Here is a 25,068-nt window from a genome sequence, read left to right on the forward strand (position 1 = left end):
AGAGCCTAGCGTGAAGGCAGCCCGAGGTCATCCGCCATGCGCTCGAGAAAGAACTCCTGGACCAGCACGGCGAAGCGCCGGTGGCGGAACAGCGAGCGGCGCGCCCAGGGGCCCGGGGCGGCGTGGAAGGGGGCCGGGTCGGCACTGACCTCCAGGGGGCCGCGCTCCAGGTCCGGCTGGCGGAACAGCCAGCTGCCCAGAGAGCGCTCGCCCAGGCGGTCGAGCCGCTGGCCGTGCAGCCCGTCCAGGGGCACCACCGAGCGCGCCACCACCCAGGGGCGCTCGTCGAGGCACAGCGCCACTTCGCGTAGCCAGGCATGGCGGGCCGGGGGGAGGCCCAGGGCCAGCGCCTCGTCGCGACGTGGCCGGCCGAGGCGCTGGTCCAGCAGCCGGACCCTGAAGGCACGCTGGCCGCCGGCGCTGATCAGCCGGGCGGTGAGCGAGTCGCGGGAGGCGACCCACTGCCACCAGGCAGCGCTCATGGCAGGGCGCGCCGCCGCCAGGGGGCGCCAGCGGGGATCGCTTCCCGGGCCGTTGCTCACCGTCACTCTCCGCGTCGATTTCGGGGGCGGCTAGTGTACCATGGCGACCGGAAACGCTTATCGTGGCCGGCCGCGAGAGCCAGGAAAACTCCAGTCAGCCCCGATCAAAAGAAGACAAATCTGATCTCGACGGCCCCTGCAGGAAGGATTGCCATGGCTGCACCCCTGACCATCATCGGTTCCGGCATGGCGGGCCTGGGCCTGCTGCGCCAGCTGCGCGGGCAGGACCCGGCACGACCGATGACGCTGATCACCGCCGACAGCGGCGATGACTATTCCAAGCCGCTGCTCTCCACCGGTTTCGCCAAGCGCCTGCCGCCGGAGCACCTGGCGGCACGCTCGGCCCTGGAGGTCGCAGCCGATCTCGGGGCCGTGGTGCGCACCCACACCCGGGTGGAGGCCATCGACCCGGTGGAGCGCACCCTGACCATCGGCACCGAGACCCTGCCCTGGAGCGAGCTGGTGCTGGCCACCGGCGCCGCGCCGGTGCGCCCTTTCACGGTACCCGACGCCGTGGCCGACCGGGTCTTCAGCGTCAATGACCTGGACGACTATCGCGCCTTCCACGCGGCTCTGGAGGCGCTGGGCAGGCCGGCACGCGTGGCGATCATCGGCGTTGGCCTGGTGGGCTGCGAGTTCGCCAACGACCTCGCCGCCGGCGGCCACGCCGTCGAGCTGATAGCCCCGGAGCCGGCCCCCCTGCCGCGCCTGGTGCCGGAGCCCCTGGGACGCGCCCTGGGCGAGGCTTTCCGGGAGGCGGGCATGGTGCTGCACAGCGGACGCCAGCTGGTGGCCCTGGGGGCGGATGGCGCCTCCGTCGGCCTGGAACTCGACGATGGCGCCTCGCTCTCGGCCGACCTGGTGCTGGTGGCCACGGGGCTGCGGCCGCGTACCGCCCTGGCCGAATCGGCCGGGCTCAGGGTCAGCGAGGCGGGCATCCACACCGACCGGCACCTGGCCACCTCGGCGCCGGGCATCCATGCCCTGGGCGATGCGGCCTGCGTCGACGGCGTCAATGCCATGTACGTGCAGCCGCTGCTGGCCAGTGCCAAGGCCCTGGCCAGCACCCTGACCGGCACGCCCACCGCGGTGACCTATGGCCCCTGGCCGGTGCTGGTCAAGACCCCCTTGCTGCCGGTGGTGGCCCTTCCGCCGGCCCGTCCCCCGTCCCGCTGGCGCCTCGAGGGCGAGGGCGGTGACCTGACCGCCCTGGCCGAGGCCGAGGACGGACGTTTGATCGGATTTGCGTTGACAGGACGCTGCGTCCGTCGGAAAGTCGAACTGGCGCGAGCCGCGCCGCCGTTGCTAGGCTAGTCTCGTCAACGACGGGGCCTGCAGCGGATAGCGAGCCGGCAAGGCAGCGGCGTTGAGGACCGGTATCATCCGCATGTCGTTTCCCGAGATCTCCCCGTCTGCGGCACGAGGCCCCGGGATCGAGTCAGCCGGCATGCGCGTGATCCACTGACAGGTCATATGCCATAACAACACCGCCGGTGGTGATCGCCGGCAACATGATGCCAATACCAGGAGGGCTGTATGCGCAAGCCAGAACTCGCCGCGGCGATTGCCGAGCGTGCCGATCTTTCCAAGGACAAGGCGAGCCAGGTGCTCAATGTGATCCTCGACGAGATTACCGGTAGCGTTTCCCAGGGTCAGGATGTCACCCTGATCGGCTTCGGTACCTTCAGCGTGCGCGAGCGAGCCGCGCGCACCGGCAAGAACCCCCAGACCGGCCAGCCGCTGACCATTCCGGCCAGCAAGACCGTCGCCTTCAAGCCGGGCAAGGGCCTCAAGGACGCCGTCGCGAAGTAAGGCATTGCGGCCCGTCCCGTGCGGGTCGCCCAACCACTCCCTGTTCCCGGTGGCGGAGCCGATATGAAGCTGCGAATGATGTTGTGGCTGCTCGGGCTGATGCTCAAGCGTGCCCTGCGCCGCAAGGCGCGGTTCCGCGAACTGCTCGGCGAGATGCGTGGCCTCGACTGGGGCATCGCCACCGAGGACCTCTCCATCGCCCGCCACTACCGCATGTCGCCCCGCGGTATCCGCGCGGGCCGCGGCCTGCCGGTGGACCTTGACCTGGAGCTGCGCTTCGAGGACGAGGCAACGGCCATCAAGGTCCTCAAGAAGCCCACCCAGCAGGCCTTTCTCGACGGCATGATGGCCGGCAGCGTGCGCCTGGTCGGCGACTCAGGCGACCTGCAGAAGCTGCAGAAGCTTCTCAAGCATTTGTAAGCACGAGCTGAAAGCGCCGAGCGCCAAGCAAGACGTTGCCCCTTCCCGCCCGTTACGCCCAGCCCCTTATACGCGGATCCTCTGCTTGGCAGCTTGGCGCTGTCACACCTGCCCGTAGCGTCCCGCTTCCTCCCCCAGCCAGCGCCTGATCAGCGGGCGGCTGGCCTGGGGATGCTCGTCGAGTAGCGCCTCGGCCAACGGGGCGACGCGGTCCAGCAGGTCGGCGTCGCGCTCCAGGTCGGCGACCTTCATCTGCGCAAGCCCCGTCTGGCGAGTGCCCAGCACCTCGCCGGGACCCCGGATCTCGAGGTCCTTCTCGGCGATGCGAAAGCCGTCGGTGGTCTCGCGCATCACCGCCAGGCGCTCCCGGGAGTGGGCGGACAGCGGCGGGTGATAGAGCAGCACGCAGAAGCTCTCGACGGCGCCGCGTCCCACCCGCCCGCGCAGCTGGTGGAGCTGGGAGAGGCCCAGGCGCTCGGGGTTCTCGATGATCATCAGGCTGGCATTGGGCACGTCGACCCCCACCTCGATCACCGTGGTGGCAACCAGCAGGTCCAGCTCGCCGGCCTTGAAGGCCTCCATCACCGCGGCCTTCTCGCTGGCCTTCATGCGCCCGTGGACCAGGCCGATGGCCAGTTCCGGCAGGGTCTCGACGAGCTCGTCGCGGGTCGCCTCGGCGGCCTGGCACTCCAGTACCTCGGACTCCTCGATCAGGGTGCAGACCCAGTAGGCCTGGCGCCCCTCGGCGCAGGCGTGGCGGATGCGCGCCATCACCTCGGGGCGCCGCTCATCGGGCATCACCACCGTCTTCACCGGGGTCCGGCCCGGGGGTAGCTCGTCGATCACCGAGACGTCCAGGTCGGCATAGGCGCTCATCGCCAGGGTGCGCGGGATCGGGGTGGCGGTCATCACCAGCTGGTGGGGCGTCAGGCCGCCGGCCTCGCCCTTCTCGCGCAGCGCGAGGCGCTGGTGGACGCCGAAGCGGTGCTGCTCGTCGATGATTGCCAGGCCCAGGCGCTGGAAGTGCACGTCGCCCTGGAAGAGCGCGTGGGTCCCCACCACCATGCGGGCCCGGCCGTCCTGGATGGCCGCCTTGGTGTCGAGTCGCGCCTTGCCCTTGAGCTTGCCGGACAGCCAGGCCACCTCGATGCCCAGCGGCTCGAACCAGGCGCTGAAGGTGCGGTAGTGCTGCTCGGCGAGGATCTCGGTCGGGGCCATCATCGCCGCCTGGCAGTCGGCGGCGATGGCCGAGAGCGCCGCCATGGCGGCGACCACCGTCTTGCCCGAGCCCACGTCGCCCTGAACCAGGCGCAGCATTGGCACCTGGCGTGCCTGGTCGGCGGCGATCTCGTCGAGCACCCGGCGCTGGGCGCCGGTCAGCGAGAAGGGCAGCTGGGTCAGGAAGCGCGCCTGAAGGCTGCGGCCGCCGGGCAGGGCCGGGGCGCCGTCCTCCTGGATGCGCTGGCGCACCTCCTGCAGGCTGAGCCGGTGGGCGAGCAGCTCCTCAAGAGCCAGGCGGCGCCGCGCCGGGTGCCGGCCGGCCGCCAGCTGCTCCGCGTCGGCCTCCGGCGGCGGCCGGTGCAGGGTGTCCAGGCAGTGGTGAAGCTCGGGCAGGCCGAAGCGCTGGCGCAGGGGCGCGGGAATGCCGTCGGGGAGGGCGTCCGGAGCGGCATCCAGGCGGGCCAGGGCCTGGTCGATCAGCGCCCGCAGGCGGGTCTGGTGGAGGCCCTCGGTGGCCGGGTAGATGGGCGTCAGGTGGTCCTCCACCGGCGCCTCGCCACCGGCCAGCAGGCGGTACTCCGGGTGATAGAGCTCCAGGCCGGTGGCGCCGGCGCGGGCCTCGCCGAAGGCGCGCACTCTCGCCCCGGTCTGGAATTGCTGCTGCTGTGCCGGGGAGAAGTGGAAGAAGCGCAGGCTGAGGATCCCGGAGCCGTCGCGCAGGCGCACCAGCAGGCTGCGCCGGCGGCCGCGCACCACCTCGCCGGCCACCACCTCGCCCTCCACCACGGCCTCGTGGCCCGCGCGCAGGGTGGCGATGGGAGTGATGCGGGTACGGTCCTGGTAGCGCAGCGGCAGGTGAAACAGCAGGTCGCTGACGCGCTCGATGCCCAGCCGGGCCAGCTTGAGCGACAGCGCCTCGCCGACGCCCTTGAGCTCCGTGACGGGCGCGTCGAGCTCGTTCATGCCGGCTCGAGCTCTGCCTGACGGCAGTGCGCGATGGCCTCGGTGACGGCATCGATGGCCCGGGGCCGGGGGAAGCTGGCGCGCCAGGCGATGGCCACGGTCCGTGCGGGTGCCGGGGCGGTGAAGGGGCGGCTGATCAGCATGCCGCTCTCGTAATGGCCGGTGCCGATGGCCGAGTGGGGCAGTACGGTGATGCCGAGCCGTGAGGCCACCATGTGGCGAATGGTCTCCAGCGACCCGCCCTCGGCGGTGAGGGTGTTGGAGGGGCTGTTGAGCTGGTGGCTGATGGCCGGGCAGGCCTCGAGGATCTGGTCACGGAAGCAGTGGCCCTCGCCGAGCAGCAGCAGGCGCTCCTCCAGCAGGTCCTCCTTGTCGATGCTCTCCCGGGAGGCCCAGCGGTGGTCGGCCGGCAGCAGCACTTCGAAGGCCTCCTCGTAGAGCGGCTTGGTGACCACGTCGGTCTCGGTGAAGGGCAGCGCGATGATGATGGCGTCGAGCTCGCCGCTGCGCAGCTTGCGGCGCAGGTTGCCGGTGAAGCCCTCCTCGATGTAGAGCGGCATCTGCGGCGCACGCCGGGAGAGCTCCGGGATCAGGTGAGGGAAGAGGTAGGGGCCGATGGTGTAGATGGCGCCGATGCGCAGGGGGCTCGCCAGCTGGTCGCGACCGGCCGTGGCGAGTTCCTTGATGACGCTGCTCTGTTCCAGTACGCGCTGGGCCTGCTCGACGATCTTCTCGCCCAGCGGGGTGACCTGCACGGTGGATTTCGAGCGTTCGAACAGCGCCACGCCCAACTCCTCCTCGAGCTTCTTGACGGCCACCGACAGGGTCGGCTGGGAGACGAAGCAGCGCTCCGCCGCGCGTCCGAAATGGCGCTCCTGGGCCAGTGTCACGATGTAGCGGAGTTCTGTTAGAGTCATTGTGGTGCCGGCAGGCATCCTCTTCCGAATCGGGTGAAGGTCCCAGTGATCTCGCCCGATACACAGGGACACAATAATGCCAATAGGGACTTTTTATCAGGGGGCGAGGGAAAGGTGAAGACAACGACACTGATTCTGGGCTGTGGCGACATCGGCATGGCCCTGGGACGCGAGCTGCGCGAGGCGGGGCACCGGGTGATCGGGGCGCGCCGCAACCCTCGCGCGCTGGAAGGCAGCGGACTGGAGGCCGTCGCGGTCGACCTGACCGACCCGGCCACCCTGGCCGGGCTGCCGGACGCCGATACGCTGGTCTACGTGGTCAGCGCCGACCGCTTCGATGAGGCGGCCTATCGTGCCGCCTACCTCGATGGCCTGACCGCGGTGCTGGCCGAGTTCGCCGGTCGCGACAAGGCGCCCGGACGGGTGTTCTTCGTCTCCTCGACCAGCGTCTACGCCCAGCGCGATGGCGAGGTGGTCGACGAGACCAGCCCCGCCGAGCCCTCGGGCTTCTCGGGCCTGCTGATGTGCGAGGCCGAGCAGGCGCTGATCGACCATGACCTTCCGGGTACCGTGGTGCGCTTCTCGGGCATCTACGGCCCGGGTCGAGATCGCTTGATTCACCAGGTCGGCGAGGGGCGCATCGCCCCCTCGAGCCCCGTCATGTACTCCAACCGCATCCACCGTGACGACTGCGCCGGGGTGCTGGCACACCTGATCGGTCGGCACCTGGCCGGCGAGTCGCTCGAGGCGCTCTACCTCGCCAGCGACTGCGAGCCGGCCCCCCTGCACGAGGTGATGGCCTGGCTGGCGAAGCAGTTGAAGGTCGAGGCCACCGAGACCATCCAGTCGCCGCTGCGCCGCCGCGCCAGCAAGCGCTGCGACAACACCCGGCTGCTCGAGAGCGGCTATCGCTTCCGCTATCCCAGCTTCCGCGAGGGCTATGCCCAGGTGCTGAAGCAAGGGGGCTTCCTGCCAGAAAGGGCCTGATGGAGACCCGAGAGAAAGACGGCCCGCTCAGGCCGACGACGAGCGGGCCAGGGTCGCGTAGCGGGCCCCGTCCTTCTCGGTGAAGGAGCGCACCAGCGAGAGCCGCCGCCAGGGCCAGACCAGGTCGAGCGAGGGCAGTCCCCGAGTCTCCAGGTGGTGGGCGCGGCGCAGCAGGGTAACGTGGGGCACGAAGTGCCCCGGCCTGTGGTTGAAGCCGAACGCTGCCAGCTCTTTCCACAGTGCTTCATGGAGGCGCACCAGCTCAGGGTCCGGCGTCTGGCCGCCGACCCAGACGATGCCGGGGCGACGGAAAGCCCCCCAGGCATCGAGTCGCCACTCCCCCGCCGGGATCGACCGCTCGCCGACCCAGGCCGCGAGCGCCGCTGCTCGCTCCTCGGCCACCTCGCCGAGGAAGGCCAGCGTCAGGTGCAGGCTATCGTCGGGCATGCGGCGCCCACCGCAGCGGGCCTGGGCGAGCTCGGCCAGCTCGCCGAGCTGCTGGCGCAGCGTCTCGGGAGGCTCCAGCGCCAGAAATAATCTCATAGAAGTGGCCGAATCAATCGCCGAGCGGGATGAAGCACAAGGCGCACAGCGCGCAGGAACTGAGGATTCCGAGCGCTGTGCAACGCAGTGATTCGCCCGCGCAGGCATTTATTCGGATGCTTATCAGTCGCCGATGACCATTATGCCCTCGGCCTCGAACTGCGCCCCCTTGGGCAGCGCCTTGACGCCGATGGCGGCTCGGGCCGGGTAGGGTTTGTCGAAGAACTCCTCCATCACCTCGTTGACCACGGCGAAGTGCTCCAGGTCGACCAGGTAGAGGTTGAGCTTGACCACGTCCTGCAGGGTGCCGGCGGCCTCCTCGCAGACGGCCTTGAGATTGGTGAAGACCTGGCGTGCCTGGGCCTCGAAGTCATCGGAGACGAGCGCCATGGTGGCCGGGTCCAGCGGGATCTGCCCGGACAGGTAGACGGTGTTGCCGGCCTTGATGGCCTGGGAGTAGGGGCCGATGGCGGCGGGGGCCTGGTCGGTGTTGATCACGGCCTTGTTGCTCATGGTGGTGCTCCTTTCAGTCCAGCGTCGTGAAATGGGAAAGCCGCCCGCCCACCGCCCCATGCGGCTGGCGGGACGGCATGGGTTCAGTTGCCGAGGCGGGTGATGCGGCCCACGTGGGCGAGGTTGCGCAGGCGCTTGATGATCCGCGCCAGGTGCACGCGGTTGCGTACCGAGAGGATGAGGTTGACGATCGACAGCCGCGCGTCGCGCTCCTCGATGCCGATGCGTTCGATGTTGGCGCCGGCGTCGGTGACCAGGGCGGCGAGCTCCGCCACCAGGCCGCGGCGGCTTTCCACCTCCAGGCGCAGGGCGGCCGGGAAGTCCTCGTCGATGTCGTCGGACCATTCCAGGGCGAACAGCTTGTCCGGGTCGTTCCTGAGCTCGGCGAGGTTACGGCACTCGGCGCGGTGGACCACGATGCCCTTGCCCGCGGACAGGTGGCCGATCACCGGGTCGCCGGGCAGCGGGCGACAGCAGCGGGCGAACTTGATCACCATGCCCTCGGCGCCGCTGATCACGATCGGCCCCTGGGCGCGCTGCGGGTCCTCCGTGGTATCGCCCGACTCGCCCTGCTGCAGGTCGAGCAGCCGGCGGGCCACCACATGGGCGACCCGGGTGCCCAGCCCGATGGATTCCAGCAGGCTCTCCTCCCCCTTCAGCGAATGCTCCCTGAGCAGGCTGGCAAGCAGGCCCTCCGGCAACTCCTCCAGGCTGGTCTCGAACGGCGCCAGGGCCTTGTTGAGCAGGCGCCGACCGAGCTGCACCGCCTCGGTGTGCTGCTGGTGCTTCAGCGCATGGCGGATCGCCGAGCGCGCCTTGGCGGTGACCACGAAATTGAGCCAGGCCAGGTTGGGTCGCGCCCCCGGGGCGGTGATGATCTCCAGCGTCTGGCCGCTCTCCAGGCGGGTCGAGAGCGGGGCCAGGTGCCGGTCGATGCGACAGGCGATGCAGCCGTTGCCGATATCGGTGTGCACGCTGTAGGCGAAGTCGATCACCGTGGCACCCTGGGGCAGCTCCATGATGTCGCCCTTGGGCGTGAAGACGTAGATGTCGTCGGGGAAGAGGTCGTTCTTGACGTGCTCGATGAACTCCAGGGAATCTCCGGCGTGGCGCTGCATCTCCAGCAGGCCCTTGACCCAGGCCCGGGCCCGGGCATGGCTGCCCTGGGCAATGGGGTGCTCGGTCTGGCCGGCCTTGTAGAGCCAGTGGGCGGCGATGCCGTTGTTGGCCAGTGCCTCCATCTCGCGGGTGCGGATCTGCACCTCGATGGGCATGCCGCCCCGGCCGAACAGGGTGGTGTGCAGGCTCTGGTAGCCGTTGGCCTTGGGGATGGCGATGTAGTCCTTGAAGCGCCCCGGCACCGGCTTGTAGAGATTGTGGACCACGCCGAGGATGCGGTAGCAACTGTCGACGTCCTCGGTGATGATGCGAAAGCCGAACACGTCCATGATCTCGGCGAAGGACTTCCGCTGGTCGCGCATCTTGCGATAGATCGACAGCAGGTGCTTCTGGCGGCCGATCACCGTGCCCGGCAGGCCCTCGTCGTCGAGGCTTTGCTGCAGGCTGGTCTGGAGCTGGCGGATCGTCGAGCGGCGATGGCCCCGGGCGCTGGAGACGGCGCGCTTGATGCGCTCGGCGCGCATCGGGTAGAGGGCCTGGAACGACAGGTCCTCGAGCTCGACCCGGATGGTGTTGATGCCCAACCGGCTGGCGATACGGGCATAGATCTCCAGGGTCTCGCGGGCGATGCGGCGCTTCTTCTCGGGGCGCAGGGCGCCCAGGGTGCGCATGTTGTGCAGGCGGTCGGCGAGCTTGACGATGATCACGCGGATGTCCCGGGACATCGCCAGCACCATCTTCTGGAAGTTCTCGGCCTGGGCGACCGCCTTGTCCTCGAAGGTGATCTGGGTCAGCTTGGAGACGCCGTCGACCAGTTCGGCGACGGGCTTACCGAACTGCTCGCCCAGGGCCTTCTTGGAGACGCCGGTGTCCTCGATGACATCGTGCAGCATGGCGGCCATCAGGCTCTGATGGTCCATGTGCATGTTGGCCAGGATGTTGGCCACCGCCAGGGGATGCGTGACGTAGGGCTCCCCGGAACGGCGACGCTGGCCGTCGTGGGCCTGCTCGGCATAGTAGAAGGCGCGCCTGACCTGCCGGATCTCGTCCTGGGGAAGGTAGCCGCCGAGTCGGTCGGCCAGGTCATCGATGGTGAACATGCGGCGCGCCCTGAATGCTGCGTGGTGGCCCTGCGGGAAAGCGCTCCTGCGCCGGGAGGGGCAGGATCACTCCTCGACGTGGGTGCCCGGCTCGAACTCGGGCCGGACCCGCACCGGCGCCGCCTCGACGGGCTCGTCGAGCACGCTGGCGTCGACCAGCCCCTCGGCGATCTCGCGCAGGGCCATGACGGTGGGCTTGTCGTTCTCCCAGGGCAAGAGGGCGTCGCGGGAGCCACGGGCCAGCTGGCGGGCACGGTGAGTGGAGATCATCACCAGCTTGAAGCGGTTTTCGACGTTTTCCAGACAATCTTCGACGGTGACACGTGCCATGGATGCCTTCCTGAATAATGCTGACGGGCAAAACCCCGGCCGGCGTGGGAACGCCCCGGGAATTCCACCGATGGGTAGACCGGATAGATTACTCGACGCCAGGTTGCCCTGACAAGCGCCGTGGCGGGGTCAGGACAGGCGCCGCAGCCTCAAGACAAGCGCCGCTGCTGGCGTCAGGACAAGAGCGCGGCAAGCAGTGGGGCGTGGTGCTCGCTCACTCGCTCGCGGGTCAGGCGGCGGGCGATGACCAGCGACTGCAGCTCGCGCAGGGCGGTGGTGAAGTCGTCGTTGATCACCAGGTAGTCGTACTCGTCGTGGTGAGTCATCTCGTTCACCGCATCGCGCATGCGCCGGGCGACCACCGCGTGCTCGTCGGTACCGCGGCTGGCCAGACGGCGCTCCAGCTCTTCCCGGGAAGGGGGCAGGATGAAGACCGAGACGGCATCAGGCAGCTGCTGGCGAACCTGGCGGGCGCCCTGCCAGTCGATTTCCAGGATCACGTCCTGGCCGGCGGCGAGCATCGCCTCCACGGTGCGGCGCGAGGTGCCGTAGTAGTTGTCGAAGACCCGGGCATACTCGAAGAAGTCGCCGTGCTCGATCATCGCCTCGAAGGCCGGCACGTCCACGAAGTGGTAGTTGACGCCGTCCACCTCGCCCTCGCGGCGCTCACGGGTGGTGTGGGAGACCGAGACCTGGATGCCGTCGAGGCTTTCGATCAGCTCGCGGACCAGGCTGGTCTTGCCGGCACCGGAGGGAGCGGAAACGATGAAGAGCGTACCTTGGGCCATGAGAAGGGGGTCCCCGACGTTACAACGGATGGTGAGCGGCTGCGGAAAGGGTGGAGTATCGCACAACTGGCTTGTCGCCCGCAGCACCCGGGCTTCGAGAACCGAGGCTGTCGCGGTTAATCAGGCTGCTCGGGGCTAAGACCGTCGACAGGTTTGCGAGGGGGCACTGTGACCCCATCCTAGGGCGCTACCGACGCCCTGCGGCGCTCTCGCATCCTGCGACGCTTGCAGGACCGGTGCTGGCCATCCCTGGCCAGCCCGTTCGGAGGAATCCTCCTCACGCGTGGCGTAGGACCCTCTCTTCGACTTGTCCCCGGCGCCGCTCGCCATGTCCGCCTGAGATAGCTCTGCCGTGGAGCTCGGCACGGTTGGCTGGGGCAGTCGGTGGTTAGGTGTCAGCAGGGAGTCGATGCATCGACGTAGTCCAAGGGCGCCTGATGCCAGCGCCCCAGGTCCTCGGCGATCAGCTCCAGGGCGTACTGGGCCGCCACCGAGTTGCCGCTGGCGTCGAGCGCCGGCGACCAGGCGCAGACCGACAGCCGGCCGGGCACGATGGCGACGATACCGCCGCCCACCCCGCTCTTCGCCGGCAGCCCCACGCGATAGGCGAAGTCCCCCGCGGCGTCGTACATGCCGGAGGTGAACATCAGGGCGTTGATGCGCTGTGCCATGGCGGGTGGGACGAAGGGCTCGCCCGTGGTCAGGGCGCGGCCGTCGGCCGCCAGGTAGTTCAGGGCGACGGCGAGGTCCGCACAACTCATGCGCAGCGCGCAGCAGGCGAAGTAGGCAGTCAGGACCTCGTCGACCTCGTTGTAGAGGTTGCCGAAGGCCTTCATCAGGTAGGCGGCGGCCGCATTGCGGGCGCGATGCCCCCATTCCGACGCCAGGACTTCGTGGTCGATCAGCACCCTGGGATTCCCGGACAGCGTCCGGGCGATGTCCTGCAGGTGCTTCGCCGGCGTGGCGAAGGCGCCGACCAGGTGATCGGCGACCACGATGGCCCCGGCGTTGATGAAGGGGTTGCGGGGCTTGCCCTGCTCCGTCTCGAGCTGCATCAGGGAGTTGAAGGGCATCCCCGAGGGGTTGAGCCCGACCCGCCGCCATAGGCCATCCCCATGGGTGCGCAGCGCCAGGCTCAGCAGCAGTACCTTCGACAGGCTCTGGATCGAGAAGGGTATCTCGGCGTCGCCGGCCATGTAGAGGTTGCCGTCGTTGGTGCAGACGGCGAGGCCGAAGCATGCGGGGTCCTGGTTCGCCAGGGCCGGGATGTAGTCGGCGATCCGCCCCATGCCGAGCCGGGTTCGCGCTCGACGCTCGATGTCGTTCACCCAGGCCTGCAACACCGGCGAGGTGCCGGGCCGTGGACAGGAGAGTGTGGCATTCATGCTGGTGACCTCGAGAGGCAGGGAAAATGGCCCGGACGGGGTCCGGGCCGGGTGTCGCTCACTGGGCGGCGGGGCGGGCGGAGGACGCGCGTCGTACCCGCTCGCGGTCCTCGGGTTCGATCGCCCAGGCGGCCGGATCCACGTTCAGGTCGGCGAATCGAGCAGCGTCGAAGATCGGCTGTTTCACCCCATCCTGGATCTGGCCGTCGAAGTCACGCATGAAGCGCAGCCCCGGCTTGAACAGCAGCATCAGGGCGACGAGGTTGGCCAGGGCCAGCAGGCCCATGGTGGTGTCGGCGAAGGCGAAGACGGTGCCCAGGTCGGTCATCGCGCCCCAGGTGCACAGGCCGATGATGGCGACACGGAAGGCGTTGAACAGGGGACGGTTGCGGTGACTGAAGAAGTCGAGGCTGTTCTCGCCCAGATAGTAGTTGTAGAGGATGGTGCTGAAGCCGAACAGCAGCAGGGCGATGCTGACGAAGCTGCGGCCCCACTCCCCCACATGCTCGGCCAGGGAGGCCTGGGTCAGGGCGATGCCGTCGATTCCGGCGCCGGCGGCCGGGTCATAGGCCCCGCCGAGCAGGATGATGAAGGCGGTGGCGGAGCAGATGATCATGGTGTCGATGAACACCGAGAACGCCTGAACGATGCCCTGGTTGACCGGGTGCGGTACATAGGCGACGGCGGCGACGTTCGGCGCGCTGCCCAGCCCCGCTTCGTTGGAGAACAGGCCGCGCTTGACCCCCATCAGGATGGCCGCGCCGATGCCCCCACCGATGGCCGGCTCGAGGCCGAAGGCGCTGTTGACGATCAGTCCGATGACGTCGGGCAGCCGGGTCAGGTTTAGCGCCAGCACCACCAGGGCGATCAGCAGGTAGCCACCCGCCATCACCGGGACCAGCACCTCGGTGACCCGCGCGATCCGCTTGACGCCGCCGAAGATGATCAGGCCCACGAGCAGGGCCAGGGCGAGGCCGGTGACGTGGGCCGGGATGCCGAAGGCATCGTCGAAGGAGGTGGCCACGGCATAGGACTGCAGGGCGGTGAAGGCGAAGCCGAAGGTGGCCAGCAGCAGCACCGAGTAGAGCCCGGCCAGCCAGTTCCAGCGGCGGCCGAGCCCGCGGGCGATGTAGCGCGCCGGGCCGCCGCGAAAGGTGCCATCGGGCTCGGCGGTCTTGTAGGCCTGGGCCAGGGTGCACTCGAGGAAGCTGGTGGCCATGCCCATCAGGCCGACCACCCACATCCAGAAGACGGCTCCAGGGCCGCCGAGCGTGATGGCCACGGCGACGCCGGCGATGTTGCCACCGCCGACACGTCCGGCCACCGACAGCAGCAGCGCCTGGAAAGAACTCAGGTGGCCGTGCTTGTCGCGCTTGAACGCTTGGCTGGCACCGAGGATGCGGAACATGCGGCCGAAATAGCGGAACTGGACGCAGCGGGAGCGCAGCGTGAAGCCTATCCCGACGGCGATCAGCAAGGCGATCAGCACCTTGCCCCACAGCAGGTCGTTGATCAGATCCAGCATCCGGCACCTCCTGTCATCGCGGTGGTCGTCGTGCGGGATGCGGGTGCGGCCGTCGCGGCCGCCATCATTGTTGTTGGCATGGGTCGTCGAACCTCTTGCTCTTGGAGGGTGGTGGCTCCCGTCAGGGAGCCAGCCTATCCAGAGCAAGGCGTGTGCCAATCGGGAGGTTTCGTCATAGGTGGTTGAATAAAAAGGGACTACTGACGGCGCAGGCGGCGAGACGCGGTGCCAAAGGGGTATAACCCCGGGGCGGCACGAGTCGGCGTGGTGTATGTAAGTGCATGAAGTAGAATGGATTATTCGAGCTTATAACCTGGGTTATGGGCGCAAGGAGGTTATAGGGGTTCCGGCCCCGTCTCGCGCATCTTCTTCAGCCGCTTGCTCAGTGCCGGCTGGGAGATGCCGAGCAGCCGGGCGGCGATGGACTGATTGCCCTCGGCGCGACGCATGGCCTCGTGCACCAGCAGGTCGGTCACCTCATGCAGCGTCGGCAGGGGCGCGTCCGGGGCGAAGACCGCCTGCTCGGCCTGCCGCCCGTTCGTCGGCGGAGGAGACGCCTGGGACGGGTCGATGGCGCGCTTGAACACCTCCATGGATAGCGTCCTGGAACGGTGGACGCTCATGGCGTCGTAGGCCATGGCGCGCAGCTCGCGCACGTTGCCGGGGAAGTCGTAGTTGGCCAGCAGCACCGGCAGCTCGGGGGGATAGGTCGGCCGGGCCTTGCCGAGCTCGTCGGCGGCCTCGGCGAGGAAGTGATCCAGCAGCAGCGGGATGTCCCCCTTGCGCCGACGCAGCGGCGGGATCTGGACCTGGTGGGTGCGCAGCCGGTAGTAGAGGTCCTTGCGGAAGGATCCCTCCCGCTGGCGCGCGTCGAGGTCATGGTGGGTGGCCACCACGATCCGCGCCTGCATCCGCTTGGGGCGGTCGCTGCCCAGGGGATAGTACTCCCCTTCCTGCAGCAACCGCAGCAGCTTGACCTGGGAGGCAAGGCTGAGATCGCCGATCTCGTCGAGGAAGAGGGTGCCCTCGGCGGCCTGTTCGACCATCCCGGCGCGGGGCTGGTCGGCCCCGGTGAAGGCGCCGCGCTGGTGGCCGAAGAGGGTGTCGGCGAAGACGTTGTCGTCCAGGCCCGCCACGTTGACGCAGACCAGCGGGCCCCGGCGGCCGCTCAACTCATGGGCTGCCCGGGCGATCAGCTCCTTGCCGACGCCGCTCTCGCCGCCGGTCAGCAGGGGCTGGCTGCTCGGGGCCACCGATTCGAGGTACTGGAAGACCGAGCGCATGCCCTTGTCGTCGGTGACGAAGCGGGCGAAGGCCTCCGGGTGCTCCAGGGTGTCGTGGAGGAAGCGTCGGCGCAGTTCCTGGTTCTCGTGGCGCAGCTCCTGCAGGCGGATGGCGCGCTTGATGCCCTCGATCAGCCGGTCCTGCTCGTCGGTCTTGACGAAGTAGTCGAAGGCGCCGAGCTTGATGCAGTTCACGGCCGTTTCCACCTGGTTCAGGCCGCTGATCACGATCACGCCGACATCCGGGTGCTCCTCGACGATGCGGCCGAGCAGCTCCTCTCCCGACAGGTGGGGCATGGTCAGGTCCAGGGTCACCAGGCCGATGTTCTCCCGGGCCAGGATGTCCATCACCTCGCGGCTGTCCTGGCAGCGATGGAGGTTGGTGATGCCCCCGCTGCGTTCCAGAGCGATGCTCAGGCTGCGCAGGAAGGAGGGCTCGTCATCGACCAGCAGGAGGCCGAAGGCAGGATAGAGATTCATGCTCATCGGTCGGCTTGCGTCCAGGGGGAGTCGGCGTCGCGTGTCGCGGCCAGGGGCAGCGTCAGGGTGACGGTCGTGCCCTCGCCGGGGCGGGAGTCGAAGTCGAGACGGCCCTGGTGCTCGCGGACGATGCCGGCGGAGACGGAGAGCCCCAGGCCGGTGCCGCCGCACTCGCGCCGGGTGGTGAAGAAGGGATCCGTCAGCCGGTGGATCGACTCGGGATCGATCCCCCGGCCCTCGTCACGGACCTCCAGGGCCACGGCCCCGTCGCCGGGAAGGTAACGGGTCGTCAGGTAGATGCCCTGGCCGCGGCCCTCCAGGGCCTGGCAGGCGTTCAGCACCAGGTTGATCACCACCTGCTCGATGCGCTGGGCGTTGCCCTGGATGTCGGGCAGGTCGTCGGCGTAGCGCGTCTCGAAGCGGTCGGTGGCCTTGCGGATCGAGTTGTCGACCAGGCGCACGGCCGTCTGCACCGCCGCGTTGAGGTCGAGGCATTCGCCGAGCTCGCTGCTGCCCTGCCGGGCGAAATCCTTGAGGTCGCCGACGATGCGCTTGATGCGCTGGCTGCCCTCCAGCATCTCGTCGAGCATGGCGGGGATCTCGTCGCGCATGCGCGAGTAGGGCAGGCCGCCGAGCGGGAAGTCCCCCTGCTGGCGGTAGTGCTCGTCGAGCACCGGTTGGGCGTCGGCGTAGGCGTCGCGCAGCACCGGCAGGTTGAGCAGCAGCAGGCTGCTGGGGTTGTTGATCTCGTGGGCGACCCCGGAGACCAGGATGCCCAGGGAGGTCATCTTGTCGGCCTGGATCAGCTGCTGCTGCTGGCGGCGCAGCTCCTCGGTGCGGCTCGCCACCTCGCGCTTGAGCATGCGGTTCCAGACCACGATGCCGCCCAGGATCAGCAACAGCAGCCCGGAGGCGATGGCCCCGACCAGGCCGATGCGCTTCCAGGGGATGCCATCCGCCTGCTCCATTGGGCCCAGCCACTCGTCGTAGATCGCCTGGTGGCGCCCGGTGTTCTTGAGGATGGCCAGGCCCTCGCTGAACTGGGCCAGCAGGTCGGCGTTGCCCTCGCGCACCGCATAGCCGTAGCGCAGCGAGAAGGGCCGGGCGACGGGCTCCAGGTTGATCAGCCCCAGTTCCCGGCTCAGATAGAGGGCCGGCAGGTTGGCCACCAGGGCGTAGTCGTGCCGGCCGGCGGCCAGCGCGCGCAGCGCGTCCCCATGGGTGTCGGTGGTGATCAGCTCGGCGCCCACCGACTGCTCGACCAGGTAGTCGTGCATGATGTCGCCGCGCTGGACGATGACCTCCTTGCCGCGCAGCGCCTCCAGGTCCTGCACCGGCGGCGTGCCGCGGCGGGCAAAGATCGACTGATGCACGATGGCATGGGGCGGGGCGAAATCGAAGGCGTCGTCGCGCTGCTCGGAGTAGGACATGCCCTGGAGGACGTCGATCTCGCCGCTTTCCAGCCCGCGGCGCATCGCGCTCCAGTCGCCCAGTTCGATGCGCACCTCGATGCCCATCACCTCGGCGATGGCCCGGGTCAGCTCCACGTTGTAGCCGGCGGGGCGGCCGTCCTCGTCGAGGAACTCGTAGGGCGGGTGGTAGCGGTCCCCGCCGACCACGATGGTTTCGTCGCCGTTCTGGGCCAGGCCGCTGGCCGGCAGGGCGGCGAAACCGGCGACCAGCCACACGACGATCTGCCGCACGGTGGTGGCGAAGCGGTGCGAGAAGAGAGGGGTGATCGGCGTCGCGGTCATCCGCGGCCTTACTCGATGTTCTGGATCTGCTCGCGCATCTGCTCGATCAGCACCTTGAGCTCCACGGCACAGCGGGTGGTGGCGGCCACCACCGACTTGGACGACAGGGTGTTGGCCTCGCGGTTGAGCTCCTGCATCAGGAAGTCCAGGCGACGCCCCACCGGGCCTGGCTGGCCGAGCTGGCGCTCCACCTCGGCGACATGGGTGGCTAGGCGGTCGAGCTCCTCATCGACGTCGGCCTTCTGGGCGAGCAGGACCAATTCGGCCTCGAGCCGCTGGGGGTCCAGTTCGGCGCGGATCGCTTCCAGCCGCTCCAGTAGCTGGGCCCGCTGGCGTTCGAGGATCTGCGGCATCAGCCGACGCACCTCGGCCACCTGGGCGTTCACCGCGTTGAGCCGCTCCCGGATCAACGCGGCGAGCTTCTCGCCCTCCCGGGCGCGGCCGGCGACCAGGTCGTCCAGGGCGGCCTGGAACAGCGCCAGCGCCTCCTGCTTGACGGCCTCCATGTCGGGGCCGCGGCTGTCCAGCACGCCGGGGTGGCCGAGCAGGCTCAGGGCATCGGGCATGGCGGTCCCGGGGACGCTTTCGCGGACCTCCTCCAGGGCCGTGGCCAGCGCCGCCAGGCGCCGGCGGTCGACGGCCGGTGCGGCCTCGTCGCCGGCGGGCTCGAAGCGCAGGGTGCACTCGACCTTGCCCCGGGCCAGGCGCGCGCGCAGCGCCTCGCGGAACATCGGCTCCAGGTCGCGCAGCGCTTCCGGCAGGCGGAAGTGGGGTTCGAGGTAGCGCTGGTTCACCGAGCGCAGCTCGAGCTGCAGGGTGCCGGCCGCGGTATCGCGATCCTGGCGTGAAAAGGCGGTCATGCTGTGGACCATGGTGCCTCCCGGTGCGCCGTGATCTTTCTGGGTCGGGCAGTGTAACCGATTCCCCGGCGATAGCGTGTAGAATGGCCGCCATTCCACAGCGTGACGTCCCGTCACCCTTCCGGTTCAAGAGAGGTGCCATGTCTTCGGAGATCCGGCGTCCCAGCGGACGCGCCCCCGACCAGTCCCGCGAGATCCGTCTCACCCGCGACTATACCCGCCACGCCGAGGGCTCGGTGCTGGTGGAGTTCGGCGACACCAAGGTCCTGTGCAACGCCAGCGTCGAGGTCGGCGTACCGCGCTGGCTGCGTGGCAAGAAGCAGGGCTGGGTGACCGCTGAGTACGGCATGCTGCCCCGGGCCACCCACACCCGCGGCAGCCGCGAGGCGACCCGTGGCAAGCAGGGCGGCCGCACCCTGGAGATCCAGCGGCTGATCGGCCGCTCGCTGCGGGCGGCGGTGAACCTCAAGAAGCTCGGCGAGTTCACCATCACCGTGGACTGCGACGTCATCCAGGCCGATGGTGGCACCCGCACCGCCTCCATCACCGGTGGCTGCGTGGCGCTGATCGACGCCATCCGCCACCTGCAGCGCGAGAAGCTGATCAAGGGCGACCCCTTCCACCAGCTGGTGAGCTCGGTCTCGGTGGGGCTGTTCAAGGGGCTGCCGGTGGTCGACCTGGACTACCCCGAGGACTCCAGCGCCGATACCGACATGAACGTGGTAATGGCCGAGGGCGGCGGGCTTATCGAGGTGCAGGGGACCGCCGAGGCCGGCACCTTCAGTCGTGCCCAGCTCGACGCCATGCTCGACCTGGCCGAGAAGGCCGGCAACGAGCTGTTCGAGCACCAGCGCGCGGCCCTGGGCATCCGCGGCTGAATCGGGTTGCCGGCCGAGGCGCTGTCGACCCCTCGCCTCGTGCAAACGCATCGCGCCGGCCCTCGGGCCGGCGCGATGCGTTCCGGGCGGGCCGGAACGGCGACGAAGGGAGTGGGCTCAGAGCGTCAGGTCGTACTCGACGATCAGCGGGGCGAACTCTGAGAAGGTGGCCTCGTAGTCGATCCAGGCATCCACCACATGGCGACGGAACTCAGGGCCTACCACCTGGTAGTCGATGCGCCAGCCCTCCTGGCGGGAGCGCGGCACCTCCTGGTCGAGCTTCGGCCACCAGGTGTACTCGCCGGCGTCGCGGTTGATCTCGCGGAAGGTGTCGATGAAGCCGGTGGGGCCGAACACCTGGTCCATCCAGGCACGCTCCTCGGGCTTGAAGCCGGGCGTGGTCTGGTTGTCGGCCCAGTTCTCCAGGTCGATGGTCTTGTGGGCGATGTGCCAGGTGCCGCAGATGATGTACTCGCGCCGCTTGCGGGCCATCTTCGACAGGTACTCCTGGTACTGGGCCATGAAGGCCTGCTTGGCGGCAACGTCGCTGCCGTCGGGCATCAGGAAGCTGGCGATGCTGAAGCGGTCGTAGTCGGCCTGCAGGAAGCGCGCCTCATGATCGCATTGGGGAAATCCCAGCCCGTACATGATCGCCTTGGGGATCTTGCGGCAGTAGAGGCCGACCCCCGAGAAGCCGTCCTGTTCGGCATCGAGGAAGTAGCCCTCGTAGCCTTCCGGATAGAGGATGCTGTCGTCCAACTCGAAGCTCTTGGCCTTGAGGTTCTGCACGCAGACGACATCGGCGTCCTGGTCGGCGAGCCAGTCGAGGAAGCCTCGACCGACGGCCTCGCGGATGCCGTTGACATTGATGGTGGCGATTTTCATACATGGTCCCTTTTGCGTCGCGCGTGTATGATACCCGACGTTTCGACGTTTGGGTAAATGGCCCCGGTCGATCGACGTGATAGCAGGTCCTTGACCGTGTAGAGGAGGCCCCGTGGCGGACCAGCCCAGCGCGCAGCGCATGCAAGACTATCAGCGGGAGTTCATCGAGTTCGCCATCGAGCAGGGCGTGTTGAGCTTCGGCGAATTCACCCTGAAGTCCGGTCGGGTCAGCCCCTACTTCTTCAACGCCGGCCTGTTCCGTACCGGTGGCGCCCTGGCGCGTCTCGGGCGCTTCTATGCCCGGGCCATCCAGGCCAGCGGCCTCGAGGTCGATGTGCTGTTCGGCCCGGCCTACAAGGGCATCCCGCTGGCGGCCACCACTGCCGTGGCGCTGGCCGACCATCATGACCGTGACCTGCCCTATGCCTTCAACCGCAAGGAGGCCAAGGATCACGGCGAGGGGGGCAACATCGTCGGTGCCGCGCTCGAGGGGCGGGTCCTGATCATCGACGACGTGATCACCGCCGGCACCGCCATCCGCGAGGTGATGGGGCTGATCGAGGGCGCCGGCGCGCGGGCGGCCGGCGTGCTGATCGCCCTGGATCGCCAGGAGCGCGGCCAGGGCGAGACCAGTGCCATCCAGGAGGTCGAGGCCGCCTACGACATGCCGGTGGTCAGCATCGTCACCCTGGACCTGGTGCTCGAGTACCTCGAAGCGCATGCCGGCGAGGCGATGCAGCCCCATGCCGAGGCGATCCGTGCCTATCGCGCTCGCTATGGCGTGGGAGGCGACTGAGCGTCACGCGGCGTGCTGCCGGTGCTTGCCGACGTCCCTCGGGCCCCGCACGGGGCCCGAGGGCGTTGTGAGCCTTTCATATCAGGAGTCGTTGATGCTCGATGTGGTGCTCTACCAGCCCGAGATTCCCCCCAATACCGGCAACCTGATCCGCCTCTGCGCGAACACCGGGTTCCGCCTGCACCTGATCGAGCCGCTGGGCTTCGTGCTGGACGACAAGCGCCTGCGCCGTGCGGGGCTCGACTACCACGAGTGGGCGCGGGTCCGGGTCCATGCCGACTGGTCGGCCTTCCTGGCGGCCGTGACCCCCGAGCGGGTCTTCGCCGTCTCGACCCGCGGGCGCACCGGCTATCATGAGCCCGCCTATCGCGAGGGGGATGCCCTGGTGTTCGGCCCCGAGACCCGTGGCCTGCCCCAGGCGCTGCTCGATGCCCTGCCCGAATCCCGGCGCCTGCGTATTCCCATGCTGGCGGAGAGCCGCAGCCTGAACCTCTCCAATGCGTGTGCGGTGGTTGTCTTCGAGGCCTGGCGCCAGCTGGGATTCGTGGGGTCCGGCCTTCCGGGATCCGGCCTCCCGGGGGCCGGCTTGCCGGCGCGCGACGCCCCCGCGCCTGCGAGGATCCGCTGATGTCACCGACCATCGCCAGCCGGCTCGCCGGCCTCAATCCCCGCCAGCAGGAGGCCGTGCGCTATATCGACGGCCCCTGCCTGGTGCTGGCCGGGGCGGGCTCCGGCAAGACCAGCGTCATCACCACCAAGATCGCCTACCTGGTGCAGGAGTGCGGCATGAGTGCCCGGCGCATCGCCGCGGTGACCTTCACCAACAAGGCCGCCCGGGAGATGAAGGAGCGGGTGGGGAGCATGCTCAAGGGCAAGGAGGGGCACGGGCTGACCGTCTCCACCTTCCACACCCTGGGGCTCAACATCATCCGCAGCGAGCTCAAGGCGCTGGGCTACCGGCCGGGCTTCTCGCTGTTCGACCCGGAGGATGCCAAGGCGCTGCTGCGCGACCTGATGAACAAGGACGCCCAGGTTGACGCCGACCAGATCAACGCCGTGCAGCACCAGATCTCCCAGTGGAAGAATGACCTGGTGCTGCCCGGCCAGGCACTCTCGCACGCCGCGGACGACGACGAGCAGTACGCCGCTCGGGTCTATGAGGCCTATGTGCGCCACCTCAAGGCCTACAACGCCGTGGACTTCGACGACCTGATCCTGCTGCCGGTGGTGCTGCTGCGCGACGATCCCGAGGCGCTGGCGCGTTGGCGGCGCAAGATCCACTACATGCTGGTGGACGAGTACCAGGACACCAACATCAGCCAGTACCTGCTGGTGCGGCTGCTGATGGGCGAGCGCTCGACCTTCACCGTGGTGGGCGACGACGACCAGTCGATCTACGCCTGGCGCGGGGCGCGCCCCGAGAACCTGGTGACCCTGGGCGAGGACTTCCCGCGCCTCAAGGTGATCAAGCTGGAGCAGAACTACCGCTCCACCGGCACCATCCTGCGCGCCGCCAATACGCTGATTGCCAACAACCCCCACGTCTATGACAAGACCCTGTGGTCGGAGATGGGCGAGGGCGCGGCGATCCGCGTGGTGGTCAACCGCCACGAGGAGGCCGAAGCCGAGCGCGTGGCCAGCGAGATCCTCACCCGGCGCATCAAGGAGTCCGCCGAGTGGCGCGACTTCGCGGTGCTCTATCGCGGCAACTTCCAGGCCCGGCTGCTGGAGCTCAAGCTGCAGCACTACCAGATCCCCTACAAGCTCTCCGGTGGCACCTCCTTCTTCTCGCGCAACGAGATCAAGGACGCCATGGCCTACCTGCGGCTGCTGATCAACCCCGCCGACGACAACGCCTTCCTGCGCATCGTCAACGTGCCGCGCCGCGAGATCGGCCCCAGCACCCTGGAGAAGCTGGCCAACTATGCGACCGAGCGCAATATCTCGCTGTTCGCCGCCTGCCACGAGCTGGGCCTGGAGCAGCTGCTGCCGGTCAGAGCCGTCGAGCGGCTGTCGCGCTTTACCCACTTCATCGACGGCGTCCGGCGGCGCATGGACCAGGGCGACGCCATCGACGCCATCCGCGGCATGCTGCACGAGATGGACTACGAGGCCTGGCTCTACCAGAACGCCAGCGCCCCGACCATCGCCGAGCGGCGCATGGCCAACGTCTGGGTGCTGGTCGACCAGCTCGAGAAATCCATGAACCGTGACCCCGAGGACACGGCCAGTACGGAGACCGAGACCGATGACGTGGAGGCGGCCATCTCCCGGCTGGTGCTGCGCGACATCCTCGAGCAGCAGGCCGAGGAGGACGACTCCGACCGCGTCCAGCTGCTGACCATGCACGCCTCCAAGGGCCTGGAGTTCCCCCATGTCTACCTGATGGGCCTGGAGGAAGAGCTCCTTCCCCATCGCAACGCCATCGAGGTAGGCACCGTGGAGGAGGAGCGTCGCCTGGCCTATGTGGGCATCACCCGGGCCCGACGCACCCTGACCCTGACCTTGGCGCGTCAGCGCAAGACCTACGGCGAGCTGATGGACTGCACGCCCAGCCGCTTCCTCGACGAACTGCCGGAGGGCGACCTCGAGTGGGAGGGCCGTGCCGACCGGGAAGACCCGGAGAAGAAGCAGGCACGCGGGCAGGACGCCATCGCCGGGCTGCGTTCTCTGTTGGGCTGAGGGAGTGCTGCGTGATGGCGGTAGCACCGATCAAGAAATGAGCGACCAACGCAAGCGGGGCACCCGAAGGCGCCCCGCTTCTTGTCACATGGTGGTGTGATCGTGAGCTTACTCGGACTCTTCCACCATGTAGTCGACGATGGCCTGGATCTCCTCGTCGGAGGCACTGCTGCCTCCCTTGGGCGGCATGGCTCCCTTGCCATTGATGGCGCTCTCATAGAGGGTGTCCATGCCCTGCTCGATGCGCGGCGCCCAGGCGTCGGCATCGCCCAGCACGGGGGCGCCGGCGGCACCGGAGTCATGGCAGGCGGCGCAGCCGGAGCTGCCATAGAGGGCTTCACCGTCGAAGTCGCTGCCGGACGCGGCCTCGTCATCGGAACTCGCCTCGTCATCGGAAGCGCTTTCTTGCTCGTCGGAGGCGGCGTCTTCCTCTTCACCGGAGGCGGCGCCGTCTTCCTCGGAGGCGGCCTCATCGTCTGAGCTGGCTGCCTCGTCATCGGAGGCGGCGTCACCGCCCAGGTCCGGCACGTCCATCACCGGATCCAGCATGTGGGCCATGGCCGCCTCGACCTCCTCGTCGGAGAGGCTGGAGTTGCCGCCCCTGGCCGGCATGGCGCCGATGCCGTTGATGGCGTTGGCGAGCAGCTCGTCCCAGCCCTTGTCGACACGATCGGCCCAGGCGTCCTCATCCTCGTACATCGGAGCGCCGGCGGCACCGCTGTCGTGACAGGCGGCGCACACGCTGCCGTAGATGGACTCGCCATCGGCACCGTCGGAGGAGCCGCCGTCGTCGCCGCCATCACTGTCGGAGGCGGCGGCGGTGCCGCAGTCCTCGCCCTGCAGGCAGAGCTCCCCGACCGGCTTCAGGCGTTCCGCGACGGCCTCGCGCTCGGCGTCGTCCTGTGCCACGGCGATACCTGTGGTCAGGCCCAGGGTGGCCAGACACCCCATGATCAGCTTGCTGGATTTCACTCTCACCACCTCTCGACGGTCCTGTCATCGGAATCACGCTCGGCATCACGTCAGCCGGTGGACGCCATGGCGCGCATAAGTGTCCGCCAGTATACCGGCATCACCAACGCCTGGAAAATGTCCCGGCTCATACCATGGCCGGGGGCGAGCGGGATGGCCGCTGGACAGCGGCAGGGCTGGCGGGTACGATGTCGACCGCCTGGCACCCACCGCCAGGCACGTGCGCCCGTAGCTCAGTTGGATAGAGTATCGGCCTCCGAAGCCGAGGGTCGCAGGTTCGAATCCTGCCGGGCGCGCCACGAATTCAAGGGCC

23 protein-coding genes and 1 tRNA gene are annotated in these 25,068 nt (G+C 68.7%); 9 read left to right on the forward strand and 15 right to left on the reverse strand.

Annotation, left to right across the window (positions count from 1 at the left end; translation table 11 throughout):
* Window positions 1–5: 5 nt before the first annotated feature.
* Entirely contained in the window at window positions 6–482 is a 477-nt protein-coding gene (locus QLQ83_RS02295; RefSeq protein ID WP_282734015.1) for a chorismate--pyruvate lyase family protein, read from the reverse strand.
* Window positions 483–695: 213 nt separating this feature from the next.
* Between QLQ83_RS02295 and QLQ83_RS02300 the strand changes: the two genes are divergently transcribed.
* From QLQ83_RS02300 to QLQ83_RS02310, 3 genes are all read left to right on the forward strand, one after another.
* Window positions 696–1,856 carry an NAD(P)/FAD-dependent oxidoreductase gene (locus QLQ83_RS02300; protein WP_282733955.1) on the forward strand — a complete coding sequence of 387 codons (1,161 nt, stop codon included), beginning with the start codon at window positions 696–698 and terminating at the stop codon, window positions 1,854–1,856.
* A gap of 222 nt (window positions 1,857–2,078) precedes the next feature.
* Window positions 2,079–2,354 (forward strand): HU family DNA-binding protein, encoded by a 276-nt coding sequence (locus tag QLQ83_RS02305; RefSeq protein WP_040183570.1) that lies wholly within the window; start codon window positions 2,079–2,081, stop codon window positions 2,352–2,354.
* A gap of 63 nt (window positions 2,355–2,417) precedes the next feature.
* Window positions 2,418–2,774 (forward strand): hypothetical protein, encoded by a 357-nt coding sequence (locus QLQ83_RS02310; protein ID WP_282733956.1) that lies wholly within the window; start codon window positions 2,418–2,420, stop codon window positions 2,772–2,774.
* 102 nt (window positions 2,775–2,876) lie between these two features.
* Here the strand turns inward: QLQ83_RS02310 and recG are convergent, their stop codons facing one another.
* Window positions 2,877–4,958: an ATP-dependent DNA helicase RecG gene (gene recG / locus QLQ83_RS02315; protein WP_282733957.1), complete on the reverse strand. Its 2,082-nt coding sequence runs from the start codon at window positions 4,956–4,958 to the stop codon at window positions 2,877–2,879.
* The gene (locus tag QLQ83_RS02320; protein ID WP_282733958.1) at window positions 4,955–5,875 is read right to left on the reverse strand and encodes a hydrogen peroxide-inducible genes activator; all 921 of its coding nucleotides are present in this window, start codon (window positions 5,873–5,875) and stop codon (window positions 4,955–4,957) included. Before QLQ83_RS02320 ends, recG begins: the two co-directional genes overlap by 4 nt.
* Before the next feature lie 114 nt (window positions 5,876–5,989).
* Here QLQ83_RS02320 and QLQ83_RS02325 point away from each other — a divergent pair, with 114 nt between their 5' ends.
* Window positions 5,990–6,862 carry an SDR family oxidoreductase gene (locus QLQ83_RS02325; protein ID WP_282733959.1) on the forward strand — a complete coding sequence of 291 codons (873 nt, stop codon included), beginning with the start codon at window positions 5,990–5,992 and terminating at the stop codon, window positions 6,860–6,862.
* 27 nt (window positions 6,863–6,889) lie between these two features.
* Here QLQ83_RS02325 and thpR read toward each other — a convergent pair whose 3' ends face one another.
* The 10 genes from thpR to QLQ83_RS02375 form a co-directional block, all read right to left on the reverse strand.
* The gene (gene thpR, locus QLQ83_RS02330; RefSeq protein ID WP_282733960.1) at window positions 6,890–7,405 is read right to left on the reverse strand and encodes an RNA 2',3'-cyclic phosphodiesterase; all 516 of its coding nucleotides are present in this window, start codon (window positions 7,403–7,405) and stop codon (window positions 6,890–6,892) included.
* 123 nt (window positions 7,406–7,528) lie between these two features.
* Window positions 7,529–7,918, reverse strand: coding sequence for a RidA family protein (locus QLQ83_RS02335; RefSeq protein WP_282733961.1), 390 nt, complete (start codon window positions 7,916–7,918; stop codon window positions 7,529–7,531).
* A gap of 83 nt (window positions 7,919–8,001) precedes the next feature.
* Window positions 8,002–10,137, reverse strand: coding sequence for a RelA/SpoT family protein (locus QLQ83_RS02340; RefSeq protein WP_282733962.1), 2,136 nt, complete (start codon window positions 10,135–10,137; stop codon window positions 8,002–8,004).
* Between the two features lie 66 nt (window positions 10,138–10,203).
* Window positions 10,204–10,467: a DNA-directed RNA polymerase subunit omega gene (gene rpoZ / locus QLQ83_RS02345; RefSeq protein ID WP_278032308.1), complete on the reverse strand. Its 264-nt coding sequence runs from the start codon at window positions 10,465–10,467 to the stop codon at window positions 10,204–10,206.
* A gap of 173 nt (window positions 10,468–10,640) precedes the next feature.
* The gene (gene gmk / locus QLQ83_RS02350; protein ID WP_282733963.1) at window positions 10,641–11,255 is read right to left on the reverse strand and encodes a guanylate kinase; all 615 of its coding nucleotides are present in this window, start codon (window positions 11,253–11,255) and stop codon (window positions 10,641–10,643) included.
* A gap of 395 nt (window positions 11,256–11,650) precedes the next feature.
* Window positions 11,651–12,640 (reverse strand): glutaminase B, encoded by a 990-nt coding sequence (gene glsB / locus QLQ83_RS02355; protein WP_282733964.1) that lies wholly within the window; start codon window positions 12,638–12,640, stop codon window positions 11,651–11,653.
* Window positions 12,641–12,698: 58 nt separating this feature from the next.
* Window positions 12,699–14,165 (reverse strand): alanine/glycine:cation symporter family protein, encoded by a 1,467-nt coding sequence (locus QLQ83_RS02360; protein WP_282733965.1) that lies wholly within the window; start codon window positions 14,163–14,165, stop codon window positions 12,699–12,701.
* A gap of 335 nt (window positions 14,166–14,500) precedes the next feature.
* Complete coding sequence (locus QLQ83_RS02365; protein WP_282733966.1) at window positions 14,501–15,934, reverse strand: sigma-54-dependent transcriptional regulator; 1,434 nt, start codon at window positions 15,932–15,934, stop codon at window positions 14,501–14,503.
* A complete protein-coding gene (locus tag QLQ83_RS02370) occupies window positions 15,931–17,682 on the reverse strand; it encodes a transporter substrate-binding domain-containing protein (RefSeq protein ID WP_282733967.1) in 1,752 nt (583 codons plus the stop codon). Before QLQ83_RS02370 ends, QLQ83_RS02365 begins: the two co-directional genes overlap by 4 nt.
* An 8-nt stretch (window positions 17,683–17,690) precedes the next feature.
* Window positions 17,691–18,554 carry a YicC/YloC family endoribonuclease gene (locus tag QLQ83_RS02375; RefSeq protein WP_282733968.1) on the reverse strand — a complete coding sequence of 288 codons (864 nt, stop codon included), beginning with the start codon at window positions 18,552–18,554 and terminating at the stop codon, window positions 17,691–17,693.
* 128 nt (window positions 18,555–18,682) lie between these two features.
* On the opposite strand from QLQ83_RS02375, the gene rph reads away from it, so the two are divergent.
* Entirely contained in the window at window positions 18,683–19,420 is a 738-nt protein-coding gene (gene rph, locus QLQ83_RS02380; protein WP_282733969.1) for a ribonuclease PH, read from the forward strand.
* Between the two features lie 117 nt (window positions 19,421–19,537).
* Here the strand turns inward: rph and QLQ83_RS02385 are convergent, their stop codons facing one another.
* Window positions 19,538–20,305 carry an exodeoxyribonuclease III gene (locus tag QLQ83_RS02385; RefSeq protein WP_282733970.1) on the reverse strand — a complete coding sequence of 256 codons (768 nt, stop codon included), beginning with the start codon at window positions 20,303–20,305 and terminating at the stop codon, window positions 19,538–19,540.
* Between the two features lie 139 nt (window positions 20,306–20,444).
* On the opposite strand from QLQ83_RS02385, the gene pyrE reads away from it, so the two are divergent.
* The 3 genes from pyrE (at window position 20,445) to rep (ending at window position 23,783) form a co-directional block, all read left to right on the forward strand.
* Complete coding sequence (gene pyrE, locus QLQ83_RS02390) at window positions 20,445–21,101, forward strand: orotate phosphoribosyltransferase (protein ID WP_282734016.1); 657 nt, start codon at window positions 20,445–20,447, stop codon at window positions 21,099–21,101.
* A gap of 94 nt (window positions 21,102–21,195) precedes the next feature.
* Complete coding sequence (gene trmL / locus QLQ83_RS02395; RefSeq protein WP_282733971.1) at window positions 21,196–21,729, forward strand: tRNA (uridine(34)/cytosine(34)/5-carboxymethylaminomethyluridine(34)-2'-O)-methyltransferase TrmL; 534 nt, start codon at window positions 21,196–21,198, stop codon at window positions 21,727–21,729.
* Complete coding sequence (rep, locus tag QLQ83_RS02400) at window positions 21,729–23,783, forward strand: DNA helicase Rep (RefSeq protein WP_282733972.1); 2,055 nt, start codon at window positions 21,729–21,731, stop codon at window positions 23,781–23,783. The genes trmL and rep overlap by 1 nt, the downstream gene beginning before the upstream one ends.
* Window positions 23,784–23,891: 108 nt before the next feature.
* On the opposite strand, the gene QLQ83_RS02405 is transcribed toward rep, so the two are convergent.
* The gene (locus tag QLQ83_RS02405) at window positions 23,892–24,755 is read right to left on the reverse strand and encodes a c-type cytochrome (protein WP_282733973.1); all 864 of its coding nucleotides are present in this window, start codon (window positions 24,753–24,755) and stop codon (window positions 23,892–23,894) included.
* Between the two features lie 222 nt (window positions 24,756–24,977).
* Between QLQ83_RS02405 and QLQ83_RS02410 the strand changes: the two genes are divergently transcribed.
* A tRNA-Arg gene (locus QLQ83_RS02410) sits at window positions 24,978–25,054 on the forward strand.
* Window positions 25,055–25,068: the final 14 nt, after the last annotated feature.

This window comes from Halomonas rhizosphaerae, assembly GCF_030010555.1.
GTDB lineage: Bacteria > Pseudomonadota > Gammaproteobacteria > Pseudomonadales > Halomonadaceae > Halomonas > Halomonas rhizosphaerae.